The organism is Gemmatimonadota bacterium, from assembly GCA_026705765.1.
In the GTDB taxonomy this organism is placed as follows: Bacteria; Latescibacterota; UBA2968; order UBA2968; family UBA2968; genus VXRD01.
Genome location: JAPPAB010000003.1, coordinates 23,986 through 36,721 on the forward strand (window position 1 = coordinate 23,986; position 12,736 = coordinate 36,721).

The 12,736-nt window shown below is 50.9% G+C and carries 12 protein-coding genes; 1 reads left to right on the forward strand and 11 read right to left on the reverse strand.

All coding sequences use genetic code 11. The features are described 5' to 3' along the window. Window positions 1-8 precede the first annotated feature (8 nt). The gene (locus OXH16_00425) at window positions 9-1,145 is read right to left on the reverse strand and encodes a phosphonoacetaldehyde reductase (GenBank protein ID MCY3679828.1); all 1,137 of its coding nucleotides are present in this window, start codon (window positions 1,143-1,145) and stop codon (window positions 9-11) included. 40 nt (window positions 1,146-1,185) lie between these two features. On the opposite strand from OXH16_00425, the gene OXH16_00430 reads away from it, so the two are divergent. Then, window positions 1,186-2,016, forward strand: coding sequence for a phosphonoacetaldehyde hydrolase (locus tag OXH16_00430; GenBank protein ID MCY3679829.1), 831 nt, complete (start codon window positions 1,186-1,188; stop codon window positions 2,014-2,016). Window positions 2,017-2,070: 54 nt separating this feature from the next. Here OXH16_00430 and OXH16_00435 read toward each other — a convergent pair whose 3' ends face one another. The 10 genes from OXH16_00435 to OXH16_00480 all read right to left on the reverse strand — a co-directional run bounded on the left by OXH16_00435 (window position 2,071) and on the right by OXH16_00480 (window position 12,580). Next, window positions 2,071-4,581 carry a hypothetical protein gene (locus tag OXH16_00435; protein ID MCY3679830.1) on the reverse strand — a complete coding sequence of 837 codons (2,511 nt, stop codon included), beginning with the start codon at window positions 4,579-4,581 and terminating at the stop codon, window positions 2,071-2,073. A gap of 2 nt (window positions 4,582-4,583) precedes the next feature. Continuing rightward, a complete protein-coding gene (locus OXH16_00440; protein ID MCY3679831.1) occupies window positions 4,584-4,964 on the reverse strand; it encodes a hypothetical protein in 381 nt (126 codons plus the stop codon). A 3-nt stretch (window positions 4,965-4,967) separates the two neighbouring features. Beyond that, on the reverse strand, window positions 4,968-5,594 hold the full coding sequence (locus tag OXH16_00445) for a cytochrome b/b6 domain-containing protein (GenBank protein ID MCY3679832.1): 627 nt from the start codon (window positions 5,592-5,594) through the stop codon (window positions 4,968-4,970). Continuing rightward, window positions 5,591-5,746 (reverse strand): hypothetical protein, encoded by a 156-nt coding sequence (locus OXH16_00450; protein ID MCY3679833.1) that lies wholly within the window; start codon window positions 5,744-5,746, stop codon window positions 5,591-5,593. The genes OXH16_00445 and OXH16_00450 overlap by 4 nt, the downstream gene beginning before the upstream one ends. Further along, window positions 5,746-6,735 (reverse strand): xanthine dehydrogenase family protein subunit M, encoded by a 990-nt coding sequence (locus OXH16_00455; GenBank protein ID MCY3679834.1) that lies wholly within the window; start codon window positions 6,733-6,735, stop codon window positions 5,746-5,748. The genes OXH16_00450 and OXH16_00455 overlap by 1 nt, the downstream gene beginning before the upstream one ends. Window positions 6,736-6,750: 15 nt before the next feature. Further along, window positions 6,751-9,147, reverse strand: coding sequence for a xanthine dehydrogenase family protein molybdopterin-binding subunit (locus tag OXH16_00460; protein MCY3679835.1), 2,397 nt, complete (start codon window positions 9,145-9,147; stop codon window positions 6,751-6,753). Then, window positions 9,148-9,792 carry a (2Fe-2S)-binding protein gene (locus OXH16_00465; protein ID MCY3679836.1) on the reverse strand — a complete coding sequence of 215 codons (645 nt, stop codon included), beginning with the start codon at window positions 9,790-9,792 and terminating at the stop codon, window positions 9,148-9,150. Between the two features lie 20 nt (window positions 9,793-9,812). After that, window positions 9,813-10,739, reverse strand: coding sequence for a DNA adenine methylase (locus tag OXH16_00470; GenBank protein ID MCY3679837.1), 927 nt, complete (start codon window positions 10,737-10,739; stop codon window positions 9,813-9,815). Between the two features lie 4 nt (window positions 10,740-10,743). Then, complete coding sequence (locus tag OXH16_00475; GenBank protein ID MCY3679838.1) at window positions 10,744-11,625, reverse strand: NotI family restriction endonuclease; 882 nt, start codon at window positions 11,623-11,625, stop codon at window positions 10,744-10,746. A gap of 88 nt (window positions 11,626-11,713) precedes the next feature. Beyond that, window positions 11,714-12,580, reverse strand: coding sequence for a phytanoyl-CoA dioxygenase family protein (locus tag OXH16_00480; protein MCY3679839.1), 867 nt, complete (start codon window positions 12,578-12,580; stop codon window positions 11,714-11,716). Window positions 12,581-12,736: the final 156 nt, after the last annotated feature.

The window sequence follows — 12,736 nt, forward strand, 5'->3', positions numbered from 1 at the left end:
CTCTTGATTTAATGAATTTCTCGAAGTATCTGTCTTAGCTCAAACTGCGACAGGGCGCGGGGATTGTTTTTCAGGCGTTCCGTATTGACATTCTGCACAAGTATTTCCAGGTCGGCATCGGTATCCACACCGACCTGTTGCAGGCGGGTTGGACAACCAATGGCACTGATGAGATCATCAATGCGTTTTCGCGCTTCTTCAGAACTCGCAACCCCTATCAGCCTGTTGATCTCTCTGATGTCTTTCTGAACTTGAGCAACACCTTTGGGGTGCCAACAATCACCACGGGTTACCCCATTGTTGTATATTAAAACTGCCCCCAATGTCAGAGCCACAGCCAAACCGTGAGGCACGCCAAATTGAGATGTGAGTGTATAGGAAATCGCGTGAGGCGCTGTGGTCTTGCTGATATTGATCGCTTTGCCAGATAGATGGGCAGCGCGACACATATTGGCGCGCACATCGGGTGTGGGACGGTGAACCGCGGCCTCGATATTACCGAGCACCAGTGTCAGAGCTTCACTTGCAAAAATACGCGATTGCGCGGTGGCATTCACACTCCACAAAGATTCCACAGCCTGTGACAGTGCGTCCAGTCCCGTATGTGCGGTAATAGAAGGCGGCAAATTATCTGTCAGATTGGGATCGATAATTGCGTAGTCGGGTAACACATTGGCGTGCGCAACAGAATATTTTTGTTCCCCGACATAAACCACAGCAAAATGCGTCGCTTCACTCCCTGTACCCGCTGTGGAGGGAATGGCGATTAATGGCGCAACCTTATCCAGAATCGGTATATTCCCTGTGAGAAGTTCGCGGTATTGTCCGCGATGTGTACCGCAAATGCCAATGAGCTTGGCCATATCAATTGCAGATCCGCCACCTATGGCAATCATCATATCACATGGATGTGCGTGCCAGAATTTGACACCGCGCACTACATCGGCGTATTTGGGATTGGGCGCGAAATCATCAAAGATGGCCTGGACGCGCCCCTGTAATGCGGATTCTATATATATTTTTGCACCGGACCTATCGTAGGCTGTGCGATCAGCCACAACAAAAACAGACCGCACGGCTCTGTCATCTAACAAAGACTGCACAGTCTCAATAGCTCCGGGTGCCATGTGGGTAATCTGTTTCACAAGACGCTTCATTTTTTTAATAAATCAGAAAGGACAGAAAATGGATTTTAATTTTCGACGTACATATCGCGGTGCGCTAAAAGCCATCTTGTTAGATTGGGCGGGAACCACAATGGATTACGGATGTTACGCGCCCGCCGTAGTCTTCCGCCAGGTGTACGAACGCATGCGAGTACCCATCAGCATCGCCGAGGCGCGTGCACCGATGGGAGCGCACAAAAAAGTCCACATTCGCAAAATATCTCAAATCGAATCTGTACACCAGCGCTGGAAAGATACCTACAATCGGCCACCGCAGGAATCGGATATCGACGAGATGTTTGAAGCATTTGTGCCCTTGCAACTGAGTTGTCTGGCCGAATACGCCGATCTAATTCCCGGTACACTGGAAGCCGTTGCCGAGTTTCGCAAGCGCGGATTACAAATAGGATCAACCACCGGATATACAGGCGAAATGATGGCACTATTGCAGGAAGAAGCCAAAAAACGAGGTTACGAACCCGACGCAACCGTATGTGCGACCGACGTTCCCGAAGGCCGTCCAGCACCGTGGATGTGTGTGCAAAATGCCCTGCAACTGGGGGTGTACCCCTTTGCAGCCTGTGTCAAAGTCGATGACACAATCCCCGGCATCGAAGAAGGTCTCAATGCTGGCATGTGGACTATTGGACTTGCAAAAACGGGAAATGAAATCGGTCTAAACGAAGAAGAAATCAACCAACTTGATCCCGAAGTACTGCAAACACAACTCGAGACCGTATATCAGCGCATGCATCAGTCCGGCGCACACTATGTCGTCGATGGCATCTGGGATGTGCCTGCTGTATTGGACGACATCCAGAGCAGGCTCACACGCGGCGAGTGCCCCTGATAGGCAATACTTAAAAAAAGGCCGTGAGTCAGGTTACGACCTTTATGTGCTCTGTTACCCCGTTACGGATGAGCGCAATGTGAGGATCTCTTCTCCCTGCGTATTCACGTCGAACCCGTACCGCTCTTTCTCAACACCAATCTCGAATCCATTCTCGTTCTGTATCACCTGCGCATTTGCCTGGTGCTCTACAAAAGCAAAAACCAGAATATCTCCGAGGGTTGATAGCTGCACCCGCGTGTTCGCATCCCGCGCTCCCGGGACAAAACTCACCAAACTTCCCGCCGCCAGCCCAGAAGGTGCGAAAGGCACCTCCTCCCTCTCGAAATAGGCATCCTCTCCGTACAGGAGCAACGCATTGATCGATCGCCCACCCGCACCGAAACGCGCTTGTTTTGCCCGGACCCGTCTCAAATCTACCGGGTTTAACTTCCAGCCCAACGCACTACTTCCGGTTTCCGGCCCCAGGTCCGTCTCAAAATCCAACAGCAACCGCCTGCGCCCCGGACATGTCAGATCTACCCTGTCAAGGTCGCATTTCACCCCTGTCCCAGGCATCTGCACTGCGCCCCCAAACGCCAGCACCGTATTCGACTTGATGTAAAACGTCCTCGGTTCTGCACGCGACTGCAGATTCTGAGAATCCACTCCCAGTTCACCAAAAATCGCACGGTCGTCGCACCTGTTCCGGCATCCATCCACCTCGATCTCAATAAACGGATTGCCTCCCGATCGATTGAACTCACCCCATCGGATAACCGCATCATGCCACCTATCGGGTTCGATTTTCACCGATGAGACGACCTCTACCGACGTATTCCGCTGGCTCTGCACAACAAATGTCAGCGCGCCCCCGTCCATTATTGCCAGCGAATAATTATTGACCCGGCTCCCCATGACTTTTCCCACGCCGATTCCCGTATTAAACAAAACCTTTGGCTCTTCTTTCCCTCCCTCGCCGTTCAACCGGAAACGCATCCGCAATTCACCTGCCCTGGGATTAAAATAAGGCGCTCTCTCGTACTGCAAGTAATCGCGGCCGTTCAATCGCACGAACCCCTCCCCCCCATTCCGCATAATTCTTACACCGCGTCTCCGGCGTCTCAATGCCGTTACAAGGATTGGAAAAGTCCCTTTCAACAGCCAGTATTCATGATCCGTTCGAATAGACCGCACGCGCAACCGTTCGAACCGCGCTGCTGTATCCAGCCGCCGCAGAAACGCCACGATCTCGTTTTGCCCACCCGTAAAAGGAAGGCTGCCGCAGGCCACCGGCTGGGCCTCCTCCGCGGAAATCGTCTTTAAAATCGGATATCCGCCCCATTGCACATGTAAGTTCATAAACCCATGTGCGCTCCCGCCTTTGTATCCCGACACACAACAGACCACAGCCTCCCTGTCCCATTCACTGCGCAGCAATCCGGTCTCCCCGTAGTGCATTCGGGTAAATTTTCTTGAAAGCGGCAATACAATCTTGCGACTCGACCCCTGGGACTCAGGATCATAATAACAATAAGCGTACGGAGCGTATGCGATCATGCACTCCGCCGTCGTACCCTTCACGCCCATCCCAAACCGGTAGAGTCGTCCCAGCCTCGGATCGCCAAGTGCTACGTCCCGCATCTCGGCGTCCCCAGCCTCCTGCGCCAGCCGCAGCAGGGTCACCGAACACGCATCTATCTGGCTGCCCGAAATCACATTTGAATTTTCCGGGTAGTACAGCCTGTCTTCGATCACCGGCGGCGGTGCCAGATGATATCGAAACCACGTCAAAGGCCGCTCCAGCCGCTTAGGAAAAGCCTCATACAGATCTTCCCCCGTCACATTGCGCAGCGCATCGGCGAAGTGAAGCATCCACAAATTTTCCCACGGCCAGAACGCAGGTCCGTCGCCCGGTGCACCATCTCGCCCGCAACCATAGGGCATCACTCCGCTGCGAAACCGATCGATCACGGCCGATACCCAGGCTTCCGCATCGGGATGTTTTCCCAACAAATACAAAGCCGCCACGCCAAAATGCCCATTGTCAACCACGGCGTGGTGTCGTCCATCCGATGAGTATCGGTTCCGCTCCACATCCGGCCACCAGCGTTTCATCATCCGAACCAAACACTCGGTCGCCTGTTTTTTTTCCATGTCGGGCAACGCCTTGTCGAGCAGATCCAGCGCCAGCGCAAACGCCTGCATATACCGGTTGGCTGTATAAAAATGCTCTTCTACCCGGTCACTATGTTCCCATTCCCCTGCCGCACGCAACCAATCTCTCGCCCGTTTCAACCAGCGCGGATCTCCCGTCAGCCGCCAGGCGAACGCGTAATGCTCTATCAGCGCGGTTGCGTGCATCCCCGTATAGAACGTCAGGTATAGCTGGTGGTACGGATGCGGACTGTGCGGGCGTTCGGGAATTCGTTTCCACGGTCGCTGAAAATAAAAAATCTCGCAATCTGCGAGAATATTCTTAAGGATTCGTTTTCGCGCCTCATCCTTCGGCGGCTCGAATCTGTAATCTGGATCATCGACGGGATGATATAGCCTGGGATGTTCCTCACGTAGAATTTGAACCATAATTATTTCAAAGCCTCATCAATTAAAAACAGATCGGTCAGCAGCGCGCGCAAATGGATAGAGGCATTTAAGTTGTCGATCAACTGGGAACTGATGGCGGGCTTGCCCAGCACGAGTTTAATGCCCGCCTGTGCTCTTTTCGCATCGGCATTCATCTCATCCAAAAAATCTCGATAATCCGCAAGTCCTCTTTCCCTTGCGATAAACGCTGCGGATTCTCCCAGATTGTCGAGCGCGTTATTCATCTCTTTTAGCGCGTGTCGAATCTGAGAATCTGGCCCGTCATCTCCTTCTATACCTTGTGCGGCATAAGCCAACATCAATTCATAGCCCGACTCTATCGCTTCAATATGTTGCGCCCACTCTGAGAAAACATCTGCCATTCGTCATATGCCTTTTCTTTTTGCATCCCACTTTTTTGGATCGTGATGTGCGCGATATTCCTCGTCTGTAATCCATCCTTTAATCATCGATCGCGTATAAAAAAGTTTCTCGGGCCGTATCGCGAAATAAACATGCATCATAATCAGCGGAATAAAACACAGACCCGAAAAATCGTGCAAAACATAAATAATACCCCAGCTTTCACCCGAAAAAACATAAGGATCCCGCGTCCAGAAAGGCGAATCAATTTTAAGCAACATCAAAATACCCGTCACACAGGCAATCAGACTCATAATCGCCACAATATGGTGATAAACCTTTTGCATCAGCCAGTATTTGCCGGGCGATACTTTCAAAGCCTTGATCGAACCCGCCAGCGAGGAAAGAACATCTGCAAATTCTCCTCGTGCGATCCACATAGACCGCCAGTCTTGCCGGGTCAGGGCGTAAATAATATGAAACAAAACAGAAGCAGTAAAAATCACCCCGGAAACCCAGTGCAGCGTCACCCACGCAAACTTGATCCCCAAAATCGGCAAGAAACCAGTCAATAACAGGGCAATCATACACGCTGCCATCAACCAGTGATTGATTCGGGTAGCGAGAGTATGTCTCAGCAGAGCATTCATTGACCGTTTTTTTTCACCCAAAAGTGCATATAACCCGCATGCAAAACAATAAACACAACGCCTGCACCTGCAAAATACCCGATCAGGTCCCACGAAAGACCTTCTAAAACCCGCTGTCCCCAGGCATCACTGGTATATCGAAAAATATCCATCAGCTCTCCCGTATTACCCGCTTGACGAGACTCTCCATAAGGGGAATCTTAAACCCATTGTAATTCAGCGGCGTGGCGCCCCGGGTTGCCGCACTCGCAGCGAGATCGGCAGATGCGCCATTTGGAGGACTGCCCTTGACCACCTCTTCCACAACTGTCAGGCGCCTCGGTACACACGCAACACCGCCGCATGCCATGCGGATATCGGCTATCGCGTCGTTCTCTACCTTCATTGCAGAGGCAATATTGACCAGCGCGAAATCCCATGTGTTCCTTTCGGCCACCTTTTCAAAATAAAAACGCGCACCTGCCCATGTGTTGGGAATCACAATAGACTTGAGCAAATCACCCGGTTGCAAAATCGTCATGCGCATAATATCCACATCTGGACCAATAAAAAAGTTCTCTGCCAGCACCTCTTTTTCTCCATCGCCATTTACAACCACCATACGCGCATCGAGGGCAACAAGTGCGGGTGCGGTATCTGAAGGAGACACGGCAATACACCGATCCGCCCCAAAAAGACAATGCTCGCGGTCAATTCCCTCGGGCGTATCCGCATAACATGTATTCCCGCCCGCGCGATAACAATCCAGCCCATACCGATAATACCAGCATCGCGTATCCTGACAGACATTGCCCCCGATCGTTCCCGCATTGCGAATTTGCGGACTGGCAACATGCCGCGCAGCATCGGCCAATACGCCGTATTTCTCTTTAATCAGCGCACTCGTCTCAATCTCCGTCAGCGTGGTCAACGCGCCAATCTCAATCCCATCGGCTGTTTCGCGAATCCCATGCAAATCATCAATACCGTTAATATCGATAACTGCTCGGGGCTTCTTGGCGCGGTCCTTAAACCAGTCAAAACTATCCTGACCACCTGCCAGAACCCAACCGTCATCGCCATAGCGATCCATTAAATTCAGTGCGTGGTCTATCGCCGTGGGCTGATACAATTCAAAATTAGCCATCATATCTTTGAGCATCTCATTTTCCCCTTCTCATACCGTATTCACCTGCAGTGCTTTATACGACTGTTCGCGTCCTGCGGCTGCATTGACAATATGATCGGTCGTCACGGGCATCCGATTAAAATAATACCCGTCCAGCGCGTCTGAAATCGCGCACAAAAGCGCGGCAGCAGCACACCCCTGCACAGGCTCACCTATCCCCTTAGCACCAACTGGATTTTGGGGATCGGCGATATCGACCACCTCGGTTTTCATCTCAGATGGCACATCGAGATAAGACGGCGGCTTGCACTGATAAAGCCCCATATTTGCTGGAAGGCCGTTTTGCGGATCATACACGTATCGCTCCAGCGCAGCCAGACCAAATCCCATAACTGCGCCGCCTTTGATCTGCGTCTCCAGCCCCTGTGGGTGCAGTACCGTACCGCATTCCGCTACACCCACGTAATCCAGAATTTCGTATTTACCAGTCTCCAGATCCAACTCAATCTCGATAAACCCGACCGCCATCGCAGGTACAACGCCCTCGTGCTTCAGATTGTCTTTGGCAACACCGATCAAGCCCGTGCCCGCAAGCCCAGCCACCGAGGTTTTTGTCATGGCGTGAATATCCTCTGGAGCTTCATGACCGTCGTATTTGCCTCCCAGTTCAATCGCGCGTTTTGCCGCATCGGCAAATCCCATACTTTTGGATTTGTCCGTCTTATGCACAATCCGCTCATCGGCCAGATCGTAATCACCGGGAGAGCCTCCCAGGTCCATTGCTGCAATCTCCAGCAATTTGTTTTTCGCGTCCATAGCCGCAACATAATTCGTGCGCGTCATCGTAAACGAGGTATTGCTCCCCCACTGTGCGTGATTCCACGGCAAATGACGACGGCTGTCGCCCCGCTCAATCACACAATTTTCCCATTTACACGTCAGCACTTCGGCGGCTGCAAGAGAGGTTGCAGTGTGCGAAAACGTGCCGAGGTTGCCAACGCCCGAATGAATGTGCAACTTGCCCTCTGGCGTCAGGCGCACCAGGCCATCAAACTTACTTGAACCCGCCGAGTGATAAGCCTGTCCAATTCCCACGCCTATAACCTTAGATCCGTTTCTCTGACGGCTTTTTTGCTTTTTTTCTGCCCAATCAAAAGCCCTGCCGCCTTTGTCCAGTGCCTCGCGCATATAAACGCTCGTAACAGGTCCTTGCCTGCGCCCGTATTTCGAATCGTTATCGGGTGCATTGATGTGCCGAATCGCCAGTTGATCAATGCCCAATTCTTCAGCGGCCTTGTCGAGCAAAGGTTCGACTACACAGGCGATCTGATTTTGTCCGGGACCTCGCTGTGCCCCCCTGATTGGCGTATTGGTATATACGGGAATTCCCCGAAAGCGCATGGCCTCGGGCGTATAAACCAGCGAAACCGCATCGCCAGCAGCGGTCCAATCACCGCCGCCGCGATAGGCACCATTTTCCTGAATTACGTACATATCCAGCGCACTAATCCGCCCGTTGTCGCGAAAACCAATTTTAATTCGCCCCTGAAAGCCGTGGCGCGCAGACCCGATGAAATACTCTTCCGCGCGACTAATACGCATCATGACGGGACGCCCAATTTTTTTGGACATAAGCGGCGGAATCGCCATCACGGGATACGCCGTGCCTTTGGAACCAAAACCCCCACCGCAATATTCCGCGATATAAACCAGATCTTCAGAATTCATATCCAGGAGACGGGCCAGATCGCGCGTGGGACGGCTCTGGCTTTGCGTTGCGCCATACACGAAACACTTGCCGTTTTGCCATAAAGCCATGCACGATCTCGGTTCCATTGAATGATGCGGATTATTTGCCGTGACAAAGCTCTCATCTACGATCAATTTCGCATTTTCAAATCCCTGGTCAACCTCGCCATAAGACCATTCAGTTGCGGGTTTGCCCGTCGGACACACATCCTTATCGACAAAATCGCCAGCAGTCCATTTGATTGTCTCGCTTCCCGAACGCCGGTTGCGAACATTGCCGTCTTCTCGGGCATTTGTGCCGCCGGGATAGAGACTCTCCAGAGGATCGAGCGTAAAAGGCAGAGGTTCATAATCAATCGCAATTTTGTCGATTGCATCCTGTGCCGTCTGCTCGTCGAGCGCGGCAACCGCCAGAATCGGGTCCCCTACATAATGGGGATTATTCGTCAATATGGGATTGTTCGGCGCGTTTTGCTCGGGCACGTCATCGGCAGTTAAAATACCCAAAACGCCCTGCATCTTCATCGCTTCGGACACATCGATGTTGCGAACGCGCGCATGGGGCATTGTGCTCAAAAGCAAGCGACAAAACACCATGCCTTCGGCGCGAAAATCCTCTGCGTATTTTGCCTTACCCGTAACCTTTGCCGCCACATCTGGCGGCGTAAAATCCTTGCCAATCAATTGATATGCCATTTAAGAAGCCTCCTCTGCCGCGCGCATTACTGAGTTTAGATAATTATCGTAAGCACCACAGCGACAAAGATTTCCAGACATGGCAACCCGCGCTTCTTCGCGGGTTGGATTCGGATTGATCTTGAGCAGTGCCACCGCCGACATCACCTGACCCGGCGTGCAAAAACCACACTGGGGTCCCAGTTCTTCAATAAATGCTCGCTGAACCGGATGCAATGTGCCATCTTCGCCTTCAAGACCCTCGACGGTCACAACCGAACGGCCCCGCACGCGGTGGGTTAAAGTCGAACACGAATACATCGCCACATCATCGACCAGCACTGTACACGCACCGCATTCACCCCGGTCGCACCCCAGCTTTGTGCCCGTAAGCCCCAGTTTATACCGCAACGTCATCGCCAGTGTTTCCTGCGGCAAAACATCAACGCGACGCACGCGACCATTTACATTGAGAGAAATGAGCCGCTCAACCGCGCCCGGCGCGCTACCCATATCACCCGCACAGCCCCCAAACACATATCCCATAGCAGAAATAGACGCGCCAGTGGCAATAATCCCTTTGATAAAATCGCGTCTCGACATCCCCGCCCGCCCCATTGCCACATCATCTGAAAAAGCGACCTCGCGAGATAAACTTGTATCCATAGAACCTCCTCCTGCTCTCTTTAATTACTCGTTTTGTATTCCCTTCGATCCTCCAAAACCCTATCAATACCACGCATCCACGACAGGTCTCTTCCAATAACAAGTTCTGTCATTGCCGCATGGTGTGTATTCTTCATGGGTATAGGCTTAGCCATAAACTGATGCTTTCGCGCAAGTTTTTTAACCTCTTCTGCATTGTCATAAGTCATTATAAAGTCGCCTTTTAAATTTTCACAGGCCGCAAAAAGAGCTTCGTGGTCCAATTCAAAGTGCGTATAAAGACGACTGCCTGCTTTCTTACCACCAGCAGTATATGGGGGATCAATAAAGAATACCACCTCTTCATCGTCTTTATATCGTTCCAATACATCAAACGCATCACCATGTTCGAAACGCAATTTATCTCGCATCAAGTTAATAGCTCGCAGACGCTTGGCAAGTGTGGTTGGATACCAGCGTGAAAGAACACCTTTGCCCGATTCGCCATTCTTCAGAAATCCGGCTCCTGCCGCCAAAATTCCACTGTGAAATGTGCGATTTTTTATAATGGTCTGAAATGCTTTTTCTTTGGTTAATTTTCTATGGATATTGATCTCGGCAATAGCGTTTTCCCTCGACATTTCAAAGTTTAATATTCTTTTAGCAAGCCATTCTGCTTCACCATCAATAATCGTTTGCCATACAGCCGCAACATCCTCATCGAGTTCAACCATCAACGCAGTTTCGGTCAGGTTCTCAAAAATTGCTGTTAAAGAGATAATACCGCCTCCAGCAAAAGGCTCAACCATGAGCCTGGGGCGTTTTGGTTGTGAGATGAGCCATTCTCGAAGCCTGGGAACAAACCAGGTCTTACCACCGGGATACCGAAATGGACTGCGCTGTGGAACAGAGGCGACGTTGACGGCCTTTAAGGGTTCTTCTTTGTCACTAAATAGCAATTTTTGCATGTGGTTAGCCTTCAAATGGATTTTCAACAATTTTATTTGTTGGTGGCAATTCCTGTTTCTCATCTACTTTTGACTGCAGTAAGTTCATGAAATCTTCAATTCTCCCAACTTTCGGGCGGGTTATGGCGTTCAACGCCTCTGAGAATTTTGTATAAACGACTTTAGCTCTCGTTAAATTGTATCGGGTGGCATTAGTATCGAGAACAAGATCGTACACAAGCCAGGCGACTTCAGCTTCAGATTTTGGTACCTCTGTGAGGTCGGGGAGCGTCTTGTAAAAACCACTGTCCAAGGCCACCGCCATTTTCTTATTCCAAGCCTGAATAATACCTCCCTTAAACATAAGTTGAGGAGCTAAACGCTTTCGAGAGGATGAGAGGAAATCGGGACGAGGATAGTTAGGTTGGCGCGTCCAGTCCATTGAGGCATTCGCCTTGCAATCCGACATGTAATGGGTAAATGGATTTCTTACATTTCCAGAAATATATACAGCCTGAATTTCTAAAGAGCCAAAGTCGTACACTCTACCATCGCGGTCATAAGCAACCAACACCACATCAATATTCCCCGCAGACCTACCGTCAAAATCGGCCAATCTTACTTCGGTCAATGAAGTCCAGGCGGCTCCTTCTGGAAAGAAGAAATCCGCGGCATCATCAGCGACAAGCCAATCTTCTCGAAATCGGACAGGGCAGGTGATGACTGCACCCTCTCTGTTGTAAATACTACAGACTCCCAGGGGATCCTTTGCCTTGTCCTTAGTGCAGTTGGGAATTTGATTATTGAAAGGGCAGAGTTTGTTTCTACGATAGCGTATTGCTTTGGGGCTAAAATCTGTTGGCAAATGACCGAATACCTCTGCCAATGGCTGATTCTCTTTTTGCATACTTTTCCTTCATTGATAGACCATTGTCAAATCCACATTAAACATATAGATAGAAAAAAACGACCTGTCAACAGAAAAGCCGTGAATCTCAAGCACCAGAACTCGCTCTTTCCTCCGCTTCGATCAGCGCGGCGACATCTATGCGCCCCGCATTGTGCGGGGGTTGCATAATAGCCTGCTGAAGCGGTGTCAACTCATCCATAAACGGCGCGTATTTCGCGGGATCATTGCCACTGGGCGGGTTGACATATCCCCCTGCGGCATAGCGATACAATAAGGTCCGTCGCTCGTGATCCGCAGTCCAGGGCATCGCGCCATGTGTCAACGCTTCGGTAAAAATTACCGCCGATCCCGCCTTCATGGGAATATGCTTGAAACAACCCAGGTCCCGCTCCATTCGGCGCACATCCGTCGGACATTCAAAATTGGCCTTGTGACTGCCGGGAATACACACAAATCCGCCATCGCCGGGATTGACATCGGCGAGTTGATAACACACGGCAATCAGATTATTCCACATCTTCCCATCCTTGCAAAAGTACATATGTCCGCCCAAAAACCCACCCCCACCGTGAAGCAAATGCCCTTCTGCTCCTCTGGTCATGCTAATCCCATTAGCATTGCCATAGCGAAATCCATTGCCGATCATATCGAGCATATAGTGCATCGTTGGCAAATGAGATAGCAAATCACGGAAGGGCTGGCACCACGGCTTTGGCCATCTCAGAATACTCCCGATATCCCCTCGTCCATGTGATCCTTCCAGTGCGATAGAAACCTCGCCGCCATGTCTGCCCACACCGCCCGACAACCTATCCTCCCCCTCTCGAATCCGTATTCTGTCTCGATTGTGATCAATCGCCTCATTGAGGGCTGCGACCTGATCGGGAGATAAAATGTCCTCCACTACCAGATATCCATTCACATCAAAAAAATACTTCTCATAAATATCCATAACAACCTCCTTAAACGAATAGACGAATCAACGAATCAACGAACCCCGCCCGTCCTCCCAAAATCAGTGTGTAATTTCCTGAATGGGTCTGGCAACGACCCGTTGTACCCCGCCCACGCTCTTTATTGTATTAAAACCATAAATTTTAAGTTGAAA

Excerpts from the sequence above, each read along its gene's own strand:
- OXH16_00430 (MCY3679829.1), top strand. The coding sequence starts at position 1,186 with ATGGATTTTAATTTTCGACGTACATATCGCGGTGCGCTAAAAGCCATC.
- OXH16_00435 (MCY3679830.1), bottom strand. The coding sequence starts at position 4,581 with ATGGTTCAAATTCTACGTGAGGAACATCCCAGGCTATATCATCCCGTC.
- OXH16_00440 (MCY3679831.1), bottom strand. The coding sequence starts at position 4,964 with ATGGCAGATGTTTTCTCAGAGTGGGCGCAACATATTGAAGCGATAGAG.
- OXH16_00445 (MCY3679832.1), bottom strand. The coding sequence starts at position 5,594 with ATGAATGCTCTGCTGAGACATACTCTCGCTACCCGAATCAATCACTGG.
- OXH16_00450 (MCY3679833.1), bottom strand. The coding sequence starts at position 5,746 with ATGGATATTTTTCGATATACCAGTGATGCCTGGGGACAGCGGGTTTTA.
- OXH16_00455 (MCY3679834.1), bottom strand. The coding sequence starts at position 6,735 with ATGCTCAAAGATATGATGGCTAATTTTGAATTGTATCAGCCCACGGCG.
- OXH16_00460 (MCY3679835.1), bottom strand. The coding sequence starts at position 9,147 with ATGGCATATCAATTGATTGGCAAGGATTTTACGCCGCCAGATGTGGCG.
- OXH16_00465 (MCY3679836.1), bottom strand. The coding sequence starts at position 9,792 with ATGGATACAAGTTTATCTCGCGAGGTCGCTTTTTCAGATGATGTGGCA.
- OXH16_00470 (MCY3679837.1), bottom strand. The coding sequence starts at position 10,739 with ATGCAAAAATTGCTATTTAGTGACAAAGAAGAACCCTTAAAGGCCGTC.
- OXH16_00475 (MCY3679838.1), bottom strand. The coding sequence starts at position 11,625 with ATGCAAAAAGAGAATCAGCCATTGGCAGAGGTATTCGGTCATTTGCCA.
- OXH16_00480 (MCY3679839.1), bottom strand. The coding sequence starts at position 12,580 with ATGGATATTTATGAGAAGTATTTTTTTGATGTGAATGGATATCTGGTA.